This is a genomic window from Alishewanella sp. HL-SH05 (assembly GCF_052655985.1).
The window spans coordinates 1,446,595-1,469,845 of sequence record NZ_CP199753.1; the positions used below are offsets into that span (position 1 = coordinate 1,446,595).

The 23,251-nt window shown below is 39.8% G+C and carries 16 protein-coding genes; 10 read left to right on the forward strand and 6 right to left on the reverse strand.

Features of this window, described 5'->3' with window-relative positions; translation table 11 throughout:
- Positions 1 to 280: 280 nt before the first annotated feature.
- The gene (gene gcvP / locus ACUJFL_RS06710) at positions 281 to 3,172 is read left to right on the forward strand and encodes an aminomethyl-transferring glycine dehydrogenase (RefSeq protein WP_445428790.1); all 2,892 of its coding nucleotides are present in this window, start codon (positions 281 to 283) and stop codon (positions 3,170 to 3,172) included.
- Positions 3,173 to 3,352: 180 nt separating this feature from the next.
- Here gcvP and ACUJFL_RS06715 read toward each other — a convergent pair whose 3' ends face one another.
- The 3 genes from ACUJFL_RS06715 to ACUJFL_RS06725 form a co-directional block, all read right to left on the reverse strand.
- Positions 3,353 to 5,248 (reverse strand): hypothetical protein, encoded by a 1,896-nt coding sequence (locus ACUJFL_RS06715; protein WP_445428791.1) that lies wholly within the window; start codon positions 5,246 to 5,248, stop codon positions 3,353 to 3,355.
- A complete protein-coding gene (locus ACUJFL_RS06720; RefSeq protein ID WP_445428792.1) occupies positions 5,245 to 7,779 on the reverse strand; it encodes an AAA family ATPase in 2,535 nt (844 codons plus the stop codon). Before ACUJFL_RS06720 ends, ACUJFL_RS06715 begins: the two co-directional genes overlap by 4 nt.
- Positions 7,780 to 7,987: 208 nt before the next feature.
- Positions 7,988 to 9,754, reverse strand: coding sequence for an N-6 DNA methylase (locus tag ACUJFL_RS06725; protein WP_445428793.1), 1,767 nt, complete (start codon positions 9,752 to 9,754; stop codon positions 7,988 to 7,990).
- Positions 9,755 to 10,390: 636 nt separating this feature from the next.
- On the opposite strand from ACUJFL_RS06725, the gene ACUJFL_RS06730 reads away from it, so the two are divergent.
- The 5 genes from ACUJFL_RS06730 to ACUJFL_RS06750 are packed head-to-tail and all read left to right on the forward strand — an operon-like array spanning position 10,391 to position 17,028.
- Positions 10,391 to 11,299, forward strand: a complete 909-nt coding sequence (locus ACUJFL_RS06730; protein WP_445428794.1) for a TnsA endonuclease N-terminal domain-containing protein — start codon at positions 10,391 to 10,393, stop codon at positions 11,297 to 11,299.
- On the forward strand, positions 11,284 to 13,521 hold the full coding sequence (locus ACUJFL_RS06735) for a hypothetical protein (RefSeq protein ID WP_445428795.1): 2,238 nt from the start codon (positions 11,284 to 11,286) through the stop codon (positions 13,519 to 13,521). Before ACUJFL_RS06730 ends, ACUJFL_RS06735 begins: the two co-directional genes overlap by 16 nt.
- A gap of 1 nt (position 13,522) precedes the next feature.
- Complete coding sequence (locus tag ACUJFL_RS06740; protein WP_445428796.1) at positions 13,523 to 14,821, forward strand: ATP-binding protein; 1,299 nt, start codon at positions 13,523 to 13,525, stop codon at positions 14,819 to 14,821.
- Positions 14,822 to 15,757: a TniQ family protein gene (locus ACUJFL_RS06745; protein WP_445428797.1), complete on the forward strand. Its 936-nt coding sequence runs from the start codon at positions 14,822 to 14,824 to the stop codon at positions 15,755 to 15,757.
- Complete coding sequence (locus tag ACUJFL_RS06750) at positions 15,754 to 17,028, forward strand: TniQ family protein (RefSeq protein WP_445428798.1); 1,275 nt, start codon at positions 15,754 to 15,756, stop codon at positions 17,026 to 17,028. The genes ACUJFL_RS06745 and ACUJFL_RS06750 overlap by 4 nt, the downstream gene beginning before the upstream one ends.
- A gap of 352 nt (positions 17,029 to 17,380) precedes the next feature.
- Here the strand turns inward: ACUJFL_RS06750 and tnpC are convergent, their stop codons facing one another.
- The 3 genes from tnpC to tnpA form a co-directional block, all read right to left on the reverse strand.
- Entirely contained in the window at positions 17,381 to 18,940 is a 1,560-nt protein-coding gene (gene tnpC, locus ACUJFL_RS06755; RefSeq protein WP_445428799.1) for an IS66 family transposase, read from the reverse strand.
- A 92-nt stretch (positions 18,941 to 19,032) separates the two neighbouring features.
- Positions 19,033 to 19,389, reverse strand: a complete 357-nt coding sequence (gene tnpB / locus ACUJFL_RS06760) for an IS66 family insertion sequence element accessory protein TnpB (protein WP_445425237.1) — start codon at positions 19,387 to 19,389, stop codon at positions 19,033 to 19,035.
- Between the two features lie 2 nt (positions 19,390 to 19,391).
- The gene (tnpA, locus tag ACUJFL_RS06765; protein WP_226752469.1) at positions 19,392 to 19,676 is read right to left on the reverse strand and encodes an IS66 family insertion sequence element accessory protein TnpA; all 285 of its coding nucleotides are present in this window, start codon (positions 19,674 to 19,676) and stop codon (positions 19,392 to 19,394) included.
- 62 nt (positions 19,677 to 19,738) lie between these two features.
- On the opposite strand from tnpA, the gene ACUJFL_RS06770 reads away from it, so the two are divergent.
- From ACUJFL_RS06770 to ACUJFL_RS06785, 4 genes are all read left to right on the forward strand, one after another.
- Positions 19,739 to 20,089 carry an antitoxin Xre-like helix-turn-helix domain-containing protein gene (locus ACUJFL_RS06770; protein WP_445428800.1) on the forward strand — a complete coding sequence of 117 codons (351 nt, stop codon included), beginning with the start codon at positions 19,739 to 19,741 and terminating at the stop codon, positions 20,087 to 20,089.
- A gap of 425 nt (positions 20,090 to 20,514) precedes the next feature.
- Complete coding sequence (locus tag ACUJFL_RS06775; protein WP_445428801.1) at positions 20,515 to 21,030, forward strand: hypothetical protein; 516 nt, start codon at positions 20,515 to 20,517, stop codon at positions 21,028 to 21,030.
- Positions 21,031 to 21,470: 440 nt separating this feature from the next.
- Positions 21,471 to 21,947 (forward strand): hypothetical protein, encoded by a 477-nt coding sequence (locus ACUJFL_RS06780; RefSeq protein WP_445428802.1) that lies wholly within the window; start codon positions 21,471 to 21,473, stop codon positions 21,945 to 21,947.
- Positions 21,948 to 22,039: 92 nt separating this feature from the next.
- Positions 22,040 to 22,753, forward strand: coding sequence for a hypothetical protein (locus ACUJFL_RS06785; protein ID WP_445428803.1), 714 nt, complete (start codon positions 22,040 to 22,042; stop codon positions 22,751 to 22,753).
- Positions 22,754 to 23,251 lie beyond the last annotated feature (498 nt).

The window sequence follows — 23,251 nt, forward strand, 5'->3', positions numbered from 1 at the left end:
CCAAGCAATACAGTATCCATTTCATGATGATGCTGTATTGGTTGTTTAATTTTCCGCTTGCGGCTGTCCATTATTAATGACAGCGCCGGTAAAGAAAAACGGCTGATAGCGAAAACCGCAAAGTGTGATGTGCTTATTTTGATTAATCTATTTGAGCTTACACTGCGTAAGCAACCTAGTTCACACACTCGCATTTTTTATATCAGCTGGCGTAGCAGCTTATACCTTAACTGCTTCGCGCCCGCTGTGTTAACCGCTGCACCAATACCAGGAATTAAGCATGACCCATACCGCTGTTAAAACCCTGACGCAACTCGCCAAACACGATGAATTTATTCAGCGCCATATCGGCCCAGACAGTGCCGAAACGGCAGCCATGCTGCAAGAACTGGGCGTTGACAGCCTAGAGCAGTTAATTGCTGAAACCGTGCCAGAGAGCATCCGCTTACCTGAGCCGTTATCTATTGGTGACAGCCGCACTGAAGCTGATGCTTTAAGCTTTTTGAAAGCCGCTGCGTCTAAAAACAAAATGTATAAATCATACATTGGTATGGGTTATCACCCGACATTAACGCCAAACGTTATTCTGCGTAATGTGTTAGAGAACCCGGGTTGGTACACGGCTTATACACCTTACCAGCCTGAAATTGCTCAAGGGCGTTTAGAGTCTCTATTAAATTTCCAGCAGTTATCGTTAGATTTAACGGGTATGGAATTAGCCAGCGCTTCATTGTTAGATGAGGCCACTGCCGCAGCAGAAGCCATGGCGTTAGCCAAGCGTGTTGCTAAGAGCAAATCTAATACTTACTTTATTGCTGACGACGTACATCCACAAACTATTGACGTGGTAAAAACCCGCGCGGAAATGTTTGGTTTTGAAATTATCGTTGGTAACGCTAGCGAAGCGACAGGTTTAGAGGTGTTTGGTGCTTTGTTACAGTACCCCAATACGCGCGGTGATATTCGTGATGACCGCGCGTTAATTGCGGCTATTCAGGCGAAAAAAGCGGTGGTTGCTGTGGCTACCGATCCTATGGCATTGATGTTGTTAAAAGCACCAGGTGAATTAGGTGCTGACGTGGTGCTAGGTTCTATGCAACGTTTTGGTGTGCCTATGTGCTACGGCGGCCCACACGCCGCTTTCTTTGCCACCCGCGATGCCTATAAACGCTCTATGCCAGGTCGCATTATCGGTGTATCAAAAGATCGCCGTGGCAATCAAGCACTGCGTATGGCCATGCAAACACGCGAGCAACATATTCGCCGCGAAAAAGCCAACTCAAACATCTGTACCGCCCAAGTATTACTGGCCAATATGGCGTCGTTCTATGCGGTATATCATGGTCCACAAGGTTTAAAAGACATAGCTGAGCGTATCCATCGCAGTGCCGATATCTTCGCTGCCGGTGTTAAAGCTAAGGGTGTTCAGTTAGTTAATCACCATTGGTTCGATACAGTAAGTTTTACCGTTGCAGATCGTGCTGCCGTTATCGCTCGTGCTTTAGCTGCGGGTGTAAACTTACGCACGGACATGGCCGATTGTTTAGCCGTGAGCTTTAACGAAGCCACCAAAGCCGCTGATATTGCTGAGCTGTTCGATATCGTATTAGGTAATGGTCATGGTTTGGATGTACAAGCCTTAGATGCTGCTATTGTAGCTGAAGGCTCAACCTCTATCCCTGCCGATTTAGCACGTACCAGTGCGGTATTAACGCACCCGGTATTTAACCAGTATCACTCTGAAACAGAAATGCTGCGTTATATCAAAAAATTAGAAAACAAAGATTTAGCACTGAACCACTCAATGATCAGCCTAGGTTCTTGCACCATGAAGTTAAACGCAACTGCCGAAATGATCCCGATTACGTGGCCAGAATTTGCCTCTTTACACCCGTTTGTACCGCGCGATCAAGCTGATGGTTACTACGAGATGATTGGCGAGTTAGGCCGTTGGTTAGTCAACATCACCGGTTATGACGATATTTCTATGCAGCCTAACTCGGGTGCGCAAGGCGAATACGCCGGTATGGTCGCTATTCGTAAGTATCACGAAAGCCGTGGCGAAGGTCACCGTAATATCTGTTTAATCCCAGTATCGGCGCACGGTACTAACCCTGCGACAGCAGCCATGACCAGTTACGAAGTCGTACTGGTAGATTGTGATAAATCAGGCAACATCGATATGGCTGATTTAAAAGCGAAAGCGGCAGAAGTGGGCGATCGTTTAGCCGCCATCATGGTGACGTACCCGTCAACACACGGTGTATTTGAAGAAACCATCGCTGAGCTTTGTGACGTGGTCCACTCTTATGGTGGCCAAGTTTACATGGACGGTGCCAATATGAACGCGCAAGTCGGTTTAACCTCACCTGGCTTTATCGGTTCAGACGTATCGCATTTAAACCTGCACAAAACCTTCTGTATTCCACACGGTGGTGGCGGCCCGGGTATGGGACCTATCGGTGTGAAAAGCCATTTAGCACCTTTCTTACCGAATCACAGTATTGTAAAAATTGACAACACCGGCAGCAGCAATGGTGCGGTAGCGGCAGCACCTTTTGGTAGCGCGGGTATTCTGCCAATCAGCTGGATGTACATTGCCATGATGGGCAGTGAAGGTTTAAAACAAGCTACCGAGTACGCAATTTTAACCGCTAACTACGTCGCCAAGAAATTAAACCCACACTTCCCGGTGTTGTATGTAGGTACTAAAGGCCACGTGGCGCACGAATGTATTATCGACATTCGGCCACTAAAAGAAGCCAGCGGAATTACCGAAATGGACATCGCTAAACGCTTAATGGACTTCGGTTATCACTCTCCTACGATGAGCTTCCCAGTAGCGGGCACGCTGATGATTGAACCAACAGAATCAGAAAGCAAAGCCGAGCTAGATAAGTTTATTGAAGCGATGATCACCATCCGTGCGGAAATTGCCAAAGTTGAAGCAGGCGAATGGACTGTTGATAACAACCCATTAGCCTTCGCGCCACACAGTATGGAAGATATCTTCGACCCAGCATGGGATCGCGCTTACGAGCGTCAATATGCCGCCTTCCCGGTGAAGTTTGTCGCAGAAAACAAGTTCTGGCCAACGGTAACCCGTATTGATGACGTATACGGCGACCGTAACCTGATGTGTTCATGCCCAAGCCCGGAAGATTATCGATAATTTGTTGATAATTGTGTGGAACAATTAAGTTTCCCAGTGGAAATAATATGTTCCCCACTGGCAATTAAGTTCCCCGCTGGGAGCTTAATTTTAGAGACATCTTTAATTTTTTAAATAAAATGAAAAGCCCTCAGTAAAATGAGGTCTTTTCAATTATGGAGGAACATCACACAATTTATTTTAATGTTGTGCGAACGTAGTTATTGGGCTTTTCTTGATAGAAGAAAAATCATAATTGGACCTTTTTGAATATTGATCATGGAAGTTAAAAACGTGGTTTATATAAGAGCCAAGATTTTCTTCACTTTCTTGGTCTGGGGTCGTTTTTAAACCAATCGCTTGAGGGTAAACAGCAAGCTCCTCGCCAATGTGATGGATTTTGTTTAGCCTTGACGCGACTCTAGATGCACCATGAGCGTATAGCAGAATAAGCAACTTAACTGGTGATTCGCCAATAGACATGTCGTCTTTGAGAGTGAAAATATCACGTAAGTATTTTTGTTCAGAATCAGGAAGCGAATACTTCATAACATTTTCGTAATTCTGATATTTAGCATCGAGAATTAGTACTAAGTCTTTGGCCCATTCTTCTGATGAAAATTGGATTACATAGTCTGGACAGAAATAGTGCAGTCCGAAATTTCCAGCTTTCGTGTTGCTAACGTTTATTAGGTCGAAAGGCTGAGATATATTTCGTCTATATTGGTAAACTTTCGGTTCATATCTGATTTTTGCAATCACATTCCCTTTTGAGTAATTAAATGCGTTATTAGGGATGTCGTTTGGACGCTCTTTTTTTCGTCCTGAGTAGGATATGTCCTCTCCATATTCTAAATATTCAGATGAAAGATGTTTGAATCCCATTTCTTTCGTAATCACCCTATTTATAATGAGCAAGCAGATTAATTCATATATGGTCGAAAGATTTCTTAACCCCATTAAAAATGAGTTACTCTTTAAATCAGGTGCATCGCATAAATACCATTGATGAATATTATTAAAAGCAGTTCTATAATGCGGCCTCGACGCAATAAAAGGAGTCATTTTAGGTCTTAGCTGCGGAACCAATGTAGTTTTAAGGGTTTCTTTGTAGAAACTGATGAGCTTTCCTATTTGTTTGGAAAGTTCATGAATGTCATCAATATGGTGTTTTAGAATTGAAATTTTGTAGTTGCGTAAGACATTATCAAAACTAATATAATCATCGCTCAGATCAGTTTTAACAACATTTTTAACGTTGTTGTTAATTTGATTCTCGCGTTCTTTTTTTAACTTTTGCAGATACTGTTTTGCAGAGAAAAGAAAACTGAATATTACTCTATTTTCAAATACATCCGAATTTGAAACTAAAATTTCAGATGGCATTTCATTTAGCATGTAAGAGCGGTTATTTATTTTAATATTTGACCTGTTGCTGCTTGAAGGAGTGACCTTATCTAGATTTTTAAGTAGGTAATAGACGCTATCTGGGCCAGAAGACTGGCCTTGATTTGATAATGTCATTTCATGTTGCCATGTGTACTTATGGTCACGAAGGAAAAGACCTTGTTTAGATATCAAGTCACCAACAGTTTCTTTCAGGAGTTGAAACTTAGTTAGGTCGTTATTAATCATAGGTTTGACACCTGATGACACGTGCGACTTTGAAAAACAGAGCAGAACGGCGTCGTCCATATTGTCAGATATGAAATTAATCATTCTCTCTGCAAGTTCAGCATTGGCTTTACGAGCTCTTATATCAACCTTCAAAGACTGCGCATTTTTTTTCGTATCGTTCTCAAAACAGAGCAGTATTTCACTCTCACCAAAATAATTATAAAAGATCTGTTTGTCGTGAGAATTTGTAGGCTCCGAAGTCTTAAATACTCTCTTTTCTTCAGTACTTAATACTATATTGAGCTCTAATGGGACGTCACCTACTATTAATCGCGGGGAGCCTTTTGATAAGTCTTCCCCAGTCAGCGTTATATATATATCAATAAAGTCAGTTTCATTAAGTTGAATGATATCCGTATTAGATATGTTAAGCGTATTCTCATACCCATTTCTATTTATATGAAACCTCCAATCAATCATAGGAAGGCACCATAAGTATTAAGATTTTGTTCGCCAACAGAAATGATACGGTTTAAGCGTTTTCTGGTTTTCGTCATATCACTTGGAATAGTTGTTAAAAGGCTTTTAAGCCTAGTGCCAAAGCCTTCACCATACCCATTAATTAATGGGATGATATGTTGGCTTACAGCGTAATCGAAGGCCATAATCTTTTCACTGATCATTAAAGGCGACGCGACGTTGTAGTAATTACAAATGGCTTTGATCTTTCTATAAGACACGATAACTTGATTACCCAGCGTAGGATTATCATCATTTAATGTTCGAGTAATATCGTCTAGTAACGTGGATATTTCTTGAGGGATAGAGTGATTTTCTCTGTTAAATATTTTTATGAAGTCATTTCCTGAAAGTATCTTTTTAGAATCTTTGACTTCGACGTGCTCATTTCCGCTAATAGAACTGCTTGTAATAATGTCGTCAAAATGAATTACAGCGCTACGGTCAAGCATCCTCGGCGTTATTGACTGAACTGACTCATCGTTGTTAATCGTTCCTAAAAATCTAACGTAATGAGGTAGATTTAGCTGATGCTTCTTGGGATCGCCTGTGTAAACAGTTCTATTTGATTCTGGGTCAGCCATCTCCATGAATGGGCTAAAATAATGCTCAGGCTGAGAAAGATTAAATTCGTCGAGAAGAATTATTGATGCGGAGTTATTGTTGCCGTCTTCTTTATCTTGTATCTGACACAATAAATCATACAGTCCAGTTGTAGACGGTACATAGCTCTGTGACAAAGTATTATAAAAACCAATAACATCACGTTGAGATGTCCAGCCTCTCGCTACAGGTATATTCAGAAGTCTATTCTCTAAACCCATAGCTTTACCCAGAAGCTTGGCCAGCGATGTCTTTCCAGTTCCCGGCAAGCCACTAAACAGTGTGAATTGAGTTTGAGCTAAAGATACAACAACATTTGTTAAATCTTCAAAGTCAAGTTTTCTACCGTGAGAAAGTAGCTGGTCTGAAATGTTGTCTAATATGTCTTGCTGCTCTCCGACATCATAAGATTTTGGCTTATAATTGGTTTTGTTATTAAAACAAATTGTTTGGTATTTTTCTGTTGGTAGAACTCCGCTGAGCATATCTACCTTTGGCTTCAAATCAACAAGCTTTGATAAAAGTTCATTATTTTCATCTTCAATTTCTTTAGAAATTCGCTTTTTCTGTGCTTCAAGAGTCTCAATTTCTTTTTCACTTAGGCGAATTGAGCCTCTGAGATCTTGAGCCTCTCTTTTTAATTCATCAAAATCTTTATAAACACTATGAGTTATTTTAAGTTCAGATAGCTCAGTCTTGAGGCGTTCAAGTTCAAGCCTATGCTCTTTCAGCTCAATATCTAAATTACTTTTTTCCTGAGCCGTTAGCTTAACTTTAGCTGATTGATCTTCTTCTTCAAGAGACTGAAGTTCTTGTTTTTTTGAGCGTATCGAAGCTTCAAGGTCGTGCTTTTTATCCTCTAATTCTCTAATTGATGAGTTAAGTTCCTCTGCCTCATCTGAAATCTTTTTTTGGAGCTCACCGAGTTTGTCGGCTAGTAATGCTTCTTTATTATTCTCCAAATAACTATTCAGAACAGCAACACCTTTTTCGGAGTCGAAAAACTCCTCTAAAATCGTGCTGCGCTCTCTGCTCCAAGTTTCCGGCTGCTCGAAAAGCTCAAAGAGTCTTGTAAACCTCGGCTTGTTTAATCGGTATTCTTTTAGGTTGTTAACTTGATCTTTAATTAGCCTGATGTGGGCTTTGGTAAAATTTCTGATCTGTGCGCTTGACGCTATAATTGAGCCGTACCGAGTGATAATGGTGTCATCATTAATAAAGTCAGTCATTGAACTACTATCAACTTGACCCATAACATCTCTTACGCACGATATAAATCGTCTGGGTTCGTTTTTGATAGTTTTAGTAATGAATTTTGTTACTTTAGACTCATCGACTGAAAAATAGTGATATGAAGGCAGCGTAATGCGGCCATCAGAAGACTTTATTTCAATAGGCTTTGTTTCCAAATCTATAGTGTAAATGTCGCTTGGTGAATTAATTTTTAGTTGTCTGTCAATGATGTTAAATGGCCCATGGAGTTGGCCTGACCAATAAAAGAATAACGAGGATGTTAGTGGGTATTTGTCAACTGTCACATTAGGAGAGTTAGCCTCAGGTGGTTGACACTCAATTATTTCAGCGCAAGCAAAATTTGACGTTACGGGCGATGATGATTCAATCGTGGATATATACTTGCAATCACCGTCTTTTAACTCATTTCGAGAAGGGAATACTTTGAGTTCAAACAATTGATTGGAATACTTTTCTTCAATCTCATCGTAACCTTTTGTTATGAATACACTTTTTGTTTCACAGAAGAACTCCATCTGATTGATTGGGTGGTAGAGATCCCCAATTTTCTCAAATAACGCTTCAACTAAGCCCTGTGCTGAGTTCGTGTAAGCATGGTCTAGTTTGCAAATTACAATGCGGAATGGCACGTTCATTAAAATATTCCCTATAAATTATTACTTAAGCCTTTAAATTTATTAGTAAAGCTTTTAAGAGGTTAACTTCGTGAAAGCTGATATTTGTTCCTAGTCTTTTATTTTGCGTTTCCATATTAGTTAAAATGACGATCTAAGTCAGCACAAAATAATGAGAGATTTCGTATAAATTTACACCATTAGCCGATAAAAAAAGCTAAATTCGAGTTTAAGATAATGATGCCATGCCCTCGATAAGATCGAAGCGTAGTTCAGCCAACTCTTTTTGCAGTGTGTCTATTTTTTCCTGTTTCTCGATTGCTTGTTGATGCGCGACTGCAAAAGCTTCTTGTTGCACCTTACTAAAGGCAGGAACGGTCAATGCCTGAATATCTTTGCTGGATAACATAGGCGCAGATGTGCCCGTTGCCAAAGAGGTTAGTTGGTGTTTTCCGTACTCTGAACTGAGGTATTGGAATAACGCTTGGGGAGACATTCTGCGGCATCCCGGTTTAACTCTAAGGATGGTAAAAGCCTGATTTACCAGTGCGTTGCCCTTTATGCCCTCGGGTACATAGCCTGCCTTACCAACCGCACCCCGGCATACAACCAACACATCATTGGGTTGTACCTTTTGCTTCTCGATACGCTTAAGCTGGTGTCGGTTAACCCTAACTACTCGTGGTTCTCCAGAGAGATGGTTGATGTCATTTAGATTATTAGCCCCATATTCATGCAAAACCGTATCGCCACTCTCGTCATGCTGTAATGCCTGAGGCCGAAAAATATCGACTAACTCTTTTAGTTGTGCAGATTTGAAATGAGACATAAAAGCTTCAAACTTTTTGTCCGCGCAAGACTTTACATAGCGTGCGGGGGATAAATTGTATTCGTTTTTGAATACCTTGTCGGGCTTAACGCTTGTGGAGTTATCACCGTCTGAGTGGCTGGTGAACTCTTTTACAATAAGCTTAGCATTTCTAAGCTTGCCCCTTGCCTTGGATAGCTTTTCAATAAAAGCATCGGTGCTGGCATTGAGAAACTTGATGGATTGATTAGGTCTGGTTTTGTTGAATACCATAGCATTGACGCTTATCGATGTATGATTTAACAAACCACTGGGTAGGGCGATAACCCCTTCCAACCAGTTACTCTCAATAACTTCTTCTTTGAATAACCGCTCTCCAGCCGCAGTTCGAAATAAAAAACCGTCAGATACAAAGCAAACAGCCCGCTCTTTTGTGTGAGCCAGCATATGGCGCAGGAAATAGACCTCTGCCATCAGTGAGGTTTCAGGAAAGCGCCCCCAAATGTCAGCAAACGATTCTTTATTAATTCGTGCCCCCATTGGTGGCATAGCTATAACAGCATCAAACTGTTTTAGAGAGTTTCCTGTTATTTGCCTAGGTGTGTTAATCGGATCGGTTTTAATGATTTTTACTGGTTGATTTAACAATGTGCTTTGTATTTTTGCGTAGAACACATCATTTTCGCTGCTTGTTTCAATGGTAACATCATTGTTAGTTGGTAAGTACAAAATGAAATCACATCCTTTTTCAAAAGGACAATATACCGTATTGATGTTACCACTAACCAGTAATAAGGCTAGCTCACAAAGCTCATCTGGAATGGTGTATGTGCCATCAATTGTTGCATGTAGCTCTTTGACCGCAATGAACAAGTGAAAATTGTCTATGTGCGATGTGGTCAAGAGTTGGTTAAGCTCACTTAAGATATCGACTAGCTTGTTATCTAATTCCTGTCTGTTTGTTTTAAATATTTTGGCAGGTGTCGTGAACCCTAATTGATTGCTTAACACATTTTGGAGTTTAACGAGTGTAATTTTTCCAACAGGTTTGTTCTGAGCAGTTAGCTTGTTCTCGAATAACAGGTGTGCATAGGCAAAACAAACACTCATTAGTTCGGCAAGTTCGTCATTTTCTAGCTGAAAAAGGCGAGATGTACGAGCAATCAGATTGCTGAGAGCATCATGCATTATCGAAGAACCCTTAGAAGTAGATGAATCAGCTGCATTTTTAACCTTTTCAAATGTGAAGATTATCAGTTTGGCTCAAGTCGTAGATATCTAGATTATGCCACCAAGTTAAAATAATCAAAAAATTAAAATAATAAGTAAAAAATTATTTTGTGTGTTTGAAGGTTAAACTTATCGATTTTTATGATGCTTCTTCCAGTTTGAAATTAACTTTATTTGCGGTCAGAGAGGTAAGTATAAAAACAGCAGCTAGTTGACAAATTTTACAAATGAAAAAATTTTCAACTCTGAAATATAACGTGTTTTTTGAGAGTGTATTTTTTGGTTGATTCAGCAGTCACGAACGATTGACAACCTATCCCTGTTGACAGATTTTTTATTTGAGATACATAAAAAGGTATTATTTGATGATTTTTATTTTAGTTGGTTACTTTTAAGTATTATCAATTTTTTTTGCTCTAATAGCTCATTCCTGCATGGTGTGTGATTTATCTAATTAATTTTTAACTATCTAAAAATTGCCTTTTTTGGGGGGGTTAGATTATTAGTTTTACCAATTAAGTGTGGTTTTTTATAATTAATTTGTTTTAAGTCTGCTTTTCTTCGCCTACCTTTGGTTTTGTAGGAGGGGCGATTATGCAGAACAGCCATGAAGAAATAAGTCTTATTAGAATTGAAGGACAGCCGCCAGTAACACCCTTGGTATTAAACAAAATTACCAAATGGGTAGATAGGGTAAAGGAAACTCAGCAGTATGAGCCTTTTATCAAGCTCAAAAAAACGGCTACTGTAGGAAAAGGAAGCAAGGTTTTCAACCCTGAATCATATGCAACGCATGAAACGTTATCTATTTTAGAAACAAACTTGTTACGTGTGTTAGATTTTCTACCTAATGTTATCAGTATCAAAACACAATATCCGCTATTACCAATCACCAACACTCTTCTTATCGCTCAAAATTTAGGGGTTAAGCATCCCAGTTATACCCCTAAGGGCAAAAATATTCTCAAAGAATTTAAAATCAATCAGGCTGTCGTCATGACGACTGACTTTGTAATTGATTATTATGATGAGGAAGGAGAGGTTATGCAGTGTGCATTGGCACTTAAGCTTGTCAATAACGATGCTAAATTCTCTGATAAAGAAAAACGTGATCAGAACATTAAAAACAAACTGAATATTGAAGCCATTTTCTGGAAACAATCTGATCGGGAATGGCGCTTGGTCACTTCAGCTATGCCTTATTTTGATGAGCATTTCACCCGGAACTTGCTTGAGGCTGAGAGCCGAAATCAATTAAGTATTCCAAGCCAAGTGATTGATGATGTTCAAGTCTCTTTTAAACGTTGGCTTGATACCATGCCCAGAGCCTGCTTTTCCGTCATTCTCTCAGAAATCGCACTTTTTTTGGATATTCCCACTGGAATGGTGCGCGTTGCATTTTGGAAACTTATTTGGCAACAACGCTTACCTGTCGATATTTCACAAGAAATTATTTTTAACCGCCCATTACCAAGAGGAGTGAAAAAATGGACTTGGCAATGAACAAAGTTCTCGTTTTACCACTATTTAGCAACGACGATAAAACAGCCGCGAGATTTACGATTGTTTCGTATTTTCCCGGTATTAATGAAGTCGTTTTATGTCAGCAGGATAGAAGATGCCCCAAAAAAGCGTTTGTACACATCATTGGTCAACCTTTAAAAGTGAGGCATTGTGGGGTTATTCAGCTAATACCATGGGACGTTTTGTCATGCGAAAGGCAAGATTTTCGTAATGCTGACAATGTTAGAGCTTATGAGTCGTTATCTCTGAAGAAAAATCAATCATATAACAGTCTCCAAAAGGCAGAAAAGCGCTGGTTAAAGATTGACGAAAAGATTAACAAACGACTAGATGTCGTCACTAAGTTTGAGGAGTGCGAACAACGAAAGTTGGATTATTTTAACGGTGATATAACAACAGAGGACATGAGAGAATTAGCCCGTGGCTGGGGCGTTAAATTGGATTTTTTGTGCGACACCCTTTCAATTTATTACGCTTTTGGTCAGTGCAGAGAAGCACTTATTCCTGTTTACAATAATTGTGGCCAAGGCATCACTTTACCAAAAGATGCAGAAGATGCAGCCAACCGATTCCCTCATGGCAGAGGTCGTCATCGGCTTTATGATAACAGCCTCAAACGACCTTCAAATCAGCAAGATTTTGATAATGTGATGTCATTTTTCAAAAATGATCTGCCTCAACTTAAGTATTTTAGTTTAAAGAATTTGTCAAAAGAATTTAATGCTCAATATGCTACAGAATTAGTTTATGAAGATAAGCAGAGCAGGTGCTTTTACGATTTTGTTCCAGAACGATTCTTAACTCTCTCGCAATTCAAAAACTTATTAAAAAAAGTATGTGGCTCTAAAAGTAAATTCGAAATGATTAGGCTCGGCTCAAAAGAGTTTCGAAACAAGTTTAAAATTCATAAGAGCTCTGTCTTAAAACACGTGGTTGGCCCGGGATCTATGTATGAGATTGATGCAACCGTTCTGGATGTCCACTTAGTTTCAAATTACTGTGTCGCTGAAGTGCTGCCAACAGGCCGCCCAATCCTTTACATAGTTGTAGATGTTTCTACGACTATGATTGCAGGCTTTCACCTTTCGCTGGAAAGCCCTAATGCCGAGTCTGTTACCCTTGCGTTATATAATGCCATGTCTGACAAGGAAAGCTTCTGTAAACAATGGGGTTATGATTATCAACCCGGAGACTGGCCCTGCTTTCATGTTTGCCATAGTTTGGTAATAGACCGAGGCAGCGAATACCTTGACGCGGCTATGGCTCGACTCATTAGAGCAAGAATTGGACTCGCCTCTATTCAAGTTACTGAAGCCTATTTAGGTAGGGCTAAAGGTACGGTTGAGGGGTTATTTAGTAAACTCAACAAACAATCCATACATGCATTGCCGGGCGCACTGATTAAAGGAAAAGCAAAAGCACTTAAAGACCCTTCTAACCATGCAAGCTTAACAATAAGTGATCTTTACTACATTTTAATTGAAGAGATTATTGCTCATAACAATACCACTGTTTTGGAAAAGAAACGGACACAAGAGCATCTTGCACATCATATTGACCCGCTTCCCAGAGATCTTTGGAACTGGGGTATGAAGGAGTTAATGTACGGTGGTAATACAGTAAGTCCTAAGGTGTTAATGTCGGCGTTGCTCCCTCAACAAACTGCGCGAGTGACTAAACAAGGGGTGATCCTTAATAAAACTAAGATTACTTATCAAACAAAAGATGCGAATTTTGAAGATCTGCGACAAGAAATCGTGATTGACCGAAGCCGCTCTGACTATGAAATAAACGTTATGTATTTGCCTTCATGTAATCAACATGTTTGGTACAACATGGGGTCGACAGATCAAAGCTTCATTACGTTTGATTTGGCTGATTCTAATATAAACCTTAAAAACCTGCACATGGCTGAAAGCCATGCCATTCTTGAAGACGTTACCGTTTTTAAGTCAAAGATGCGTCATGTCAATGCGGTTGAAGATGCCGTGCGAACAAAGCGAGTTAAGGTTCGGATTGATCTCAATAAAAAGCTTTTAAGCAAACTTCGCCGCTCAGAGGGTAAATCTGCTGCTAAAGGAACAGAAGCCAACAAAGTGCCAGATCTTTTTGCTCAGGCTCAAAATAATGCCAATACAGTATTTACTGCATTAGAGCAGCAACAACATGCTTGTATTAAAAACGTTAAGCTAGGAGCATAAGATGACAATAATTAATAGTAAACCAGTATGGGTTCCTCCGACGTCAAAAAACCGGCTTGTAAGTGAGCTGAGTATTATTGATGACAGGAGCGTTTTTGAATCACGAGCTGAAATTCGTCGTGATAAAGAGTATGACATTTCGGGTGTTGGTGCAATTGAGCGTACAGACATATTAGATGATAGTTTTTATATGCCTAGCACATTATCTTGGCAAATTTACACCGCGATTGCAAAAATGTTAAAGCTCAATTATCGGAATAAAGATATTAGTGCTCTGAGTTATTATGCCGCTATAAACCAAGGTATTTTGTCGAAGGGCAGGCACTTAGATGATTCAAGTCATCAGAAAACAGAAATGGGAGGTGCGATTATTGGGCCATCTGGATTGGGTAAAACAAAAGCGGTTAATAGCGCAATCAGTTTGTTCCCCAGTTCAATAATCCATGAAGCTGAGCATACTGAATTTGGGAAAGCGTTCTTGCAGATCCCATGCATTAAAGTAAATATCAACGCGCGATCCTCAAAGGGGCTGCTAAGAGATATTCTTAGGGAAATTAGTCAAAAATCCGGCGTGAAATACAATGATGTGACTGAGCGCACCAGCGAAACAACATTAATCGAAATGGTAGCTAACGCCTGTTTGATTTTCGCAATTGGGGTGATTGTGCTTGATGAAGCTCAGGCTTTTGTTACTGGAAATACTAAGAGTTCAAGTGCCGACTCTCCGAATGCTAAATTTTTGCAGCGTTTGTTCAATTCATGGTCTGTTCCTATACTGTTAATTGGCACCCCCGAGACGGATGTTTTTTTATCCTGTAATGCTCATACCTACCGTCGTTATAAGAAGAACGTTGATATTTTTTTTGATAATTATTCTGAAGAGTCAGAGTACTGGCGAGAACTGGTCAAAACAATTATCCAAAATTATGCTTTTTGCAAAGCAGTAGCCATTTCTGAAGATCATTTTCATCAAATTTATGTTTATACCGCAGGAAACTTAAGCGTACTTCAAATTTTTTGCAAAGAGTTAATTCAACAAGTTGAAGACAATAACGTCACCATCATGAGTAATCAGCTGTTGACCAATGTTTATGAAGCCAAAAAAACAACGATTAATGAATTAACACGCCTTCATCTTAAGCCAATCACAAAGGAGTCCTTAAAACAGGCCCGCAGCCCAAATAAAAGGCAAAAAAAAGCAGTGCCTGAAAATAAAGCACCCGACAACCAAAGTGAAGCTGAAAAACGCTGGAAAAATTTAGGTCAAGATGTTCATGATCTTTTTACGAGGAAGGTTTAAATGCAAGCGCATCTTATCTCTTTCTTTGAACATCAAGTTCCAATGTTACCAGAGGAGTATCTTCCCGGTTATTTAGCGCGATTATTTGAAATGACCAAAGGTGTTAATGCTAGGCAGCTTATGTCCTTTAATGGCTCAACTCAGTTGGGGAAATTACATCAATTATTTCCGCGTGTTGCATCTTGCTTTGCTTATCGAGAAAGCGCTTCGGAGTGCGGGGATACATTGCTAGAGCGTCATTTAGGGGCTCGGTTCTGGTTAAGTTTTGTTCCAGAGGATGATTATCGTGAGCATATTGAACAAATCATGAGTCGCCCTAAATCGAAGCGTAGCGTTTTTTGTGGTGAAGAAACCTTAAATTCGCTTAAGCCAATGAAGTTTTGTTCCGAATGCCGCAATAATGATATTAAACGCTATGGCGCGTCGTTCTGGCGTGCTAATCAGCAACTTACTTCAATCTTTTATTGCGATGAGCATAACAAGCCTCTTAACACGTTTAAAATAGACAATAAGCTTAGCTTAAAAAATTACCCCGTCATTAATGATGAAGTACTGGAGGCGTCCATACCGCTTTCTGATGCGCCTCTTTTGAGATGGCTTCATGATGAAACGACAGTATTTTTATCCGCAATGTCTATTGAAGATAATCGGTATGAGATCAGTCGCATCAAGTGGTTTATAACGCGAGCACTTGGCACTAAACAAAGTGGTGGCAAGTTAATCATTACAAGATCGATTAATCAAGATTGGCGGAGCTTTCTTGCAATGAGTCTTTCTCAATTATGTATGTCAGAAACGAGTTATATCGATTTCGCTGATAGAAGTATGAATAGTCTTACGCGATTAATAGCGCAGGATGCTCCCGTCAGTCATCCATTAATATTTTTACTAGCGAAAAAGTACGCTCAAGAATTGACGTTACGAAAGATTATATGACCCATGTTTATGCGCCACCTATATATGAAGATGAGACCATTTACTCTTACGTGGCTCGTCTTCATATTTATTGGGCCGAGACGAGCCACAGACGCACTGCAAACCGTTGGTTTGGCAAATCCCCCATCAACATCAGCCAAAGCTTACCAATCGGGGTTAATTATCTAGCCGAGGCAACCGGATACTCAACAGAGAAACTTTTAACGCATCATACCTTGTATCCTTTGTTTGCCGGGTTTTGTACAAGACCCGATAAATTGAAAAGCACCATGCTTTCTTCGTCTGGAAGAGATGTTGCGAATGTGTCAAATATTGCACAGGCAGGTTTGCGAGAGCTTGGGTCCAGTAAATATTGTCCTGAGTGTTTAGAGCAAGACAAAGCCATATATGGCATCGCATTTTGGCATCTAAGCCATCAAATGCATGGTATTACATGCTGTCCAGTCCATAGCATTTGCTTACGTAATATCGAGTACTCGCATCGTGAATTTCATCTTCCGCCTCAGGTTGACGTTTGTCCCAGACAAATCGCCTCGACACATGCAGTTCGATTAACTTATCTCATTTCTCGTTTTCAGTTTGATTATTTATACGGACAGACGGATTGCCTCGAAGAATATGAATGGGAGCCAATGAATTTACTCCATGTAAAGCATCAGTTCAAAGGTCATAATGTTGATATGAGCCTATTAATGAAAACGGTATCAGAGTTGTCTCAAGTTTTGTTTAGCTCGCAAATCCTGACCCAAAATGTAGTGCATAATTTACTTCATAAGCCTGCTTACGTTTGCCACCCATTGAAGTTTATTTTTCTTAGCTATGCGATAGACCAGTTACCCACAAAACCGATTCAAGCAGCTGTAGCACAGAGCAAAAATGTTGAGCTTCATGAACAAGCGCGCTTGCAGTGTATTCGTCTTTTAAAGACGCAGAAATATTCACTGCGCGAAGTTGCTCGCAGAGTAAATCGAAGTGTCGTATTCGTTAAAACGATCGCGAGTCAGGCGCAGATACCGTTTGAAAAACGCACACAGTTTATTACGTTTGATATTACTGCGCGAATTGAAGCGGCGGCTAGGGAAGGAGCATCAAGAAGAGTGTTAGCTGCACAAGAGGGGATATCTGTTGCTGCTGTAGAGCAGATTATTCAAAGTGTAAAAGGTTTAAGCGAGTATCGCAGGAAGCTGCGCAAGTCACAGCGTCAGGAGAGTGCCAGATTGGCTCTACAGCGAGCCATTCAAAACAACCCTAGTGTACCCGAAATGAACTAAAAAAAAGCTGCTCAGCCGATTACATGTGGCTTTACAAGCATGATAAAGGTTGGTTGGAGAGAAAACTGCCTGTAGTAATCAAAAAAAAGCCAAATTATAAGAGCACATAGTAAATACTGAGAATTGAGTTATTAACCATGCGAAAGATGTGCAACGACAAAATTATTAAAAAGTAGGGTGTTGAAAGCCTTTTTAAACTGTGTTGTTGTGTAAATATACAACTTGGTGAGTTGGCTATGAATAATATCACGTCAAAACCGTGCGATCCTCAACAAATAGATCATAGTGTTGCGTTTAAACTTGGTAATAACGTAAGCGTAACAACAACCACACCTTGCGGTGTGGCTGCTGATCAATAAGGCAGGAGTTCTTGCAGTTGCTCGTGGGTATTGGCTTTGGGCAGCTCTGTCAGCAAGCGGCATAAGTAATCATACGGTTCCAGACCATTGATTTTGGCCGTTTCGACTAGGCTATACATTGCAGCACTGGCTTCTGCGCCCGTTTCAGTATTGGCAAACAACCACGCCTTGCGTCCAATCACGAACGGTTTGACGGCGCGCTCAGCACGGTTGTTGTCGATATTTAATCGGCCATCGTCCAGATAGCGGATGAGTTTGGGCCACTGATTCAGGCTATACGTGATAGCGACTCCCAGTAAACTTTCTTTCGTGACACTCTCGCTTGATTTATCCAGCCAGCTTTTAAATTGTTCTAGCAGTGGTTTAGCTAGGGTTTGTCTGGCGTCATACTTCTTGTCAGGCGGCGCGGTTTTTAATTTACTCTCCAGTGCATAGAGTTTCTGGATGTGGTTAAGCGCCACATCCGCTTTACCCGTTTTGCCTTTACCCTGCGCCTTTTGGGCTTCGACGAACTTGCGTCTGGCATGCGCCCAGCAACCGACTAAGGTTGCGTGAGTTTTCTCATATCCGGCATAACCATCGACCTGCAGATAACCGTTAAAGCCGGATAAGAAGTCACAGGGATGTTTGCTGCTGCGGCTATCCTGATAATCAAACAGCACCAGCTTAGGGCCGGTACTTTTCTCTAAGCCACAGCCATATACCCACATGTAACAGGTGCTTTTCTCAACATCCAGCACATTGACGGTGGTTTCATCTGCCCACAGCACCGGCTGTTTCAGAAGCTCGGCTTTCATTAACGCCAGTAGCGGTTTAAGTTTATCTGCACAGGTTATCAGCCAACGACTCATCGTTTGACGACTAAGCTCAATGCCGGCTTCATTAAACAGTTTTTCTTGTCGGTAAAGTGGCATCCCATAGTGCATTTTGCTGCTGATGATTTGCGCCAGTAAACTTGGCGTGGCCATGCTCTTAGGGATAACCGCAGCTGGCACATCAGCAATCTTAATGTCGACCTTAGTGCCATTGGTTTCACACTGCCGGCAGCTGTATTTCAACCGGACGTTTCTAAGAACACGGATTTGCGCGGGCACGAACTCAATTTGCTCACTAACCTCTTCACCCATTTGATGCAGGGCATGGCCACAGCAGACACAGGTTTTATCGTCAATGTCATGGATAACGTCAACGCGGGGCAATTCAGGAATAATACGCGGTCGGCGTGGCTTGGCGGCTTTCTCAGCGCTCTCGGTCGTCTGAGTGTCTGGCTCTGTCGCTACGAACTCGTCTTCAATAAGCTGTTCGGCCTCATTCAACACTTCGCCTTCACCTTCGTAGGTCTCGCTGCTGGGGCTAAATTTCTGGTACTTCGCTAAGTTATAGCGCTCCAGTAATTGCTGTAACTTATCCGAGAGCTGCTGGTTAACCCGCTCTAGTTTAGCGATGCGTTTGTCTTTTTGCGCCAGTTTGCGCTCAAGCTTTTGTGTCTGCTCAAGCAGCATTTTCTTGAGCAGTTCAACATCATCAGGTAAGGATTGAGGTATCTTTTTCATGGCCATTATTGTAACGGCCAATTTGGCTAAGTGCTTGGTAAGATTTAGATTGTTTTGGATGCGATCTACAGGATTTATAGCCGATCGGCATATCAACCCACACTCTGGTAATGCAGCGGCTGGTGCGCGGTGATTTTTTGAATATCGACACCTTGCAACAGCCAATGCCATTGCTGTTCGCTAATAGACAACACTTTACCTGGCATCTGCCTTGGCCAGCGGAACGTGTCTTTTTCAAGTCGCTTGTACCAGAGGCAAAACCCGGTGCTATCCCAGTACAACACTTTTAACCGGGTACGCTGCCGATTGCAGAACACAAACAGTGCGCCGCTAAATGGCGAGAGCTGCATCTCTTGCTCGACCAGCAACGATAAACCATTAATGGATTTGCGAAAATCGACCGGCTGTTTATGCAAATAGACCTTAAGCACATCGAGGAACATTTTCATGGTCAAAGTGCCCTGAGCAAGGCGGCTAACCAGAGTGCATCCGTCCCTGCTGGAAGTTGCAATTCCATATCACGCTTGCGTAGCAGGATATGCCGGGCCAGTGGCGAGCTTTGTGGTGCTAATTCAATGAAACCGGTGTCATCATTCTGATGAGCCAACAACTGGCGTTTACGGAGATTGAAATAGGTCGGGATAATCCCTTGTCGTTTAGCAAATGCCGTTTGAGTAAGGCCACTTTGGGCTTGCTCGGCGAATAAGGCCAGCCATTGTTCTTTAGTGCGTTTCATGATGATTACCCTGATAATTTAAAGAGGCAGACAGGGTAATGTTGATCAGTTAGGATAGGAATGTGTGGTTGGCGTTACGCTTACGTAATAACATTCTTGATAAATGGGGTTGCACCGATACCCAGAAGCAATCCATCTTGGGTTTAAGTCAAAGCACATTTAATCGTTACCAGAAAGATTTAAGTCGGGTTAAATTGAGTGGGGAGCAACTAGAACGCCTTAGCTATCTTGCTAATATTCACAAGGCTTTAAGGATAGTTTTTACTAACCCTAAAAATATTTATGGGTTTATGTCGATGGCTAACGACAATCCTTACTTTGACGGACAGTCGCCATTATCAATTATAGCGACGGGTGATTTGGGTGCGATGTATGAAGTGTCTAAACACATTGATTGCATTAGAAACGCTTAATGGTAAAGCGCTATTTCCAATTGCTGCCCGCTAAAACAACGCACTCCTGCTAAATTAACTCAAAATATCTGCTAGTTAAATTATTCCTTTATCGTCGATGAAAGATGAGTATCAAAATGCATTGCAATATCATTGTTTTAGCTTGATTTTTTTTGCTGGTGGATAAAGATTGATTTTTGTTTCTTATTTATATAGCATTAACTAATTTGTGTTATTTTCAGGGATGAATATTGTGGGTAAATTTGGTGATTTCTTTAAGATATTGGCATTCTCTTTTTTTCTGCTGTCTTTTCCGACGTTTTCACACGCAACAACTTATTAAAGTTGAATCAAATCAAGCTGGTTTTTCGTGTTTTTCAATAGGTCAAACAAAAGAATAATGTAAAGACTTTGGATTCAGCTCGCTTGATAGCTTGCGATTCGAAGTGATGTTTGATGGGGGCGCTAAAGCACCAATTGGATATTTTACTCGTTATTATGATGTGGTAGAAACTTTGTCTCTATCATTAGGTAGCATGCTCTTTAACCTTTCAAAAAATTTGAATCAGTTATCTAGCCATATTTTTATTAAAAATCCTTCAGTGCTTGATATTGATGACCTAGACATATTTGGCATGACTATAAATTGGTTTGATGCAAAATATGCATATGCTTTAAGGCTGACCTTATATGACCATTCAGGTCTAGCTTTAACTGGTTCGGAACTGCCACTTTTATTGGATTTATTTGACGTATCAGATGCTCTAAACAGTTTTAGTATAGTAGACAAAACAACACTGGTTGAATCTTCATTTGTTGGTGATTTGCGAAATATTCAGACTGTTAGCGTTACTGAGCCCAGCTCCTTTTTGCTTTTTGTATTAACTTTTTGTCTGATGTTAGCTTTGACATGTAAACTAAATAGCACATCAAAAAACCTGTTCAAAAGGCAGGTTCTTTAAGGTAACGTTTTTTAAATTTTTAAAAATTACTCAATTTTGCAAAGTTATCTTATTTCTTAAACCCGCTAATCATGGAAGAGATTAAAAATGTATAACACTGGTAAAAATATTCTAAACTGGACCTTGGTCAATATCGATTATAATTTTATTATGAATCTTAGGTTAGATAAAAATAACTTTTTAGCGCCACTTAACAATATTTTTAAATTTATACGCAACATATTATGTGCCTTAACCCTAACATTCAGTGCATCTGCTAATGCAAAATTAATTGAGTTTAATTTTTCAGGCAATTTTAACAATGAATTTTTTTAAACAGTCAGCACTTTGGTTTTTCGGATAGTTTCTCGGGATCTATTAGTTATGATAGCGCTTATGGAGATAAAGTAAGAAGTACAGGCGACATAACTAGTTCACAATCTTTTTATGAATTTCAGCAGTTGGCTAAATTCACTTTAAAGGTAGGGGATAATTTTTTTGAAAGTTTTTTTTACAAGCCTTCTTCTTGCTTGGACTCATTGTGCATTGAACCACTAACGATTGATGTATCAGACAATATGCCTGCGGAGGGGGATTTTATCCGTTTCGCCGCTCCTAACATGAAAATCAATAACACCGTGTTTGATCAAAATATAAAAATTCGATTCAATTTAGAATTTCTGAGTACGTCTAATTATTCAATTTTTAACAATACTAGACTTCCATTATTTATTCCAGATTTAGAAGCGTTTAATTATAACGCTAACGTTACTATTGAAACTAATGATGGAGATGCCGTAAAAAGCCCAATAATTAGGATAGTTGGTCAACTAAATGAGCTAACTGTCGCTACAATACCTGCGCCACCAACGATTGGGATGTTGTTATTAGCTTTAATAGGCTTGTCATTTTTGCGTGATAAAAAGCTTAAATGTTAAAATTTAAGGTTATATGATAATACCTATAAAATTTAGTTGCATACTTTATAGAACCAATTACTATATATTAAAAAATATACAAGGAAGTACTCATGCTTAAGAACATTCTTATTCTATCTGGACTGTTATTTGCTTTGCCAGCGAATGCTACATTTGTTACCTATGAGTATTCTGGATTAATCACTAGTCTTTATGAAGCTGATTGCATTAACGACATAAATGGTGAATGTGAAGGCTACATTACAACAGATCTCAACTCATCGAATATGTTCTCAAATCAGATGTTTTCCAAAGGTAACTATTTTAGAGGAAGCTTCACTGTTGATAATCGAGCTATTCTCTCAGATATTTCTTCGGACGGTCATCAAGCTATATACCTAAACGCCATTCAAAGTGAAAGTTTTAGACTAGAGACTTATTTTGCACCTACTTCAGACATGCCAATAGTTATTGATACAAGTTTAAGTATTGTAGATGGTCGAAATGGGACGGATGTATTTCAGACCAATACTTATTTTAGTAACGCTGATTGGTTTAGTGGTCTTACAATCAGCTTGCAGGATAACTCAAATAGAGTTTTCAATGAGTTGACTATTCCTAACCTATTAGATCAAAATAGTTTTAGTTACATGGGTTTTGGTTTGTTTTTTTTAGATCTCTCGAGTAAGAGTCAATTACAAATCAGTGGAACAATTAGTTCAATTGTCATTTCGAAAGATTCTATTCCTGTTCCTCTCCCTGCAACTTTAGGGCTGTTTTGTATAGGATTACTTATATTAACTACAGCAAAAAATCGAAAATCTTAGATTTTTTAGGTGATCAGTTTTGGCCATTTAATTGTTAGCTTTAACTTCGAAAAAGGCCAATTTACTGTTTTTAGTTTTTGAAAAAAATATGCATTTAATTAGCTGATGTAATTTAACTTAATTTATGGTCATAAATTGATATTGCATATGGGAAAAAGCATTTAGTAGGCATCTCGGTATTGAGCTTACAGCGACATCTGGAAAATTAAATTTAATTCCAGATCCATCGAAATTTTCTATAATGACTATTTATTTCTTTATGTTTATGTATTGGTAAAAATAGAATTAATTAAATTTATGTTTGTTTAGCGGGGATCTTAATTGTTTTTTAAATGGGATTCGCCTTTGATATTAAATGAGTCAAGATATAACCATTGGGGAACTTTATTGTTTCTTACAATAATTGATCCCATTAAATAAGTCGTTTAATGGGATTAAATAAGTCGTTTACCGGAAATAAGACGTTTAAAAGTTAAAGCCCACCTTATAGTGGGCTTT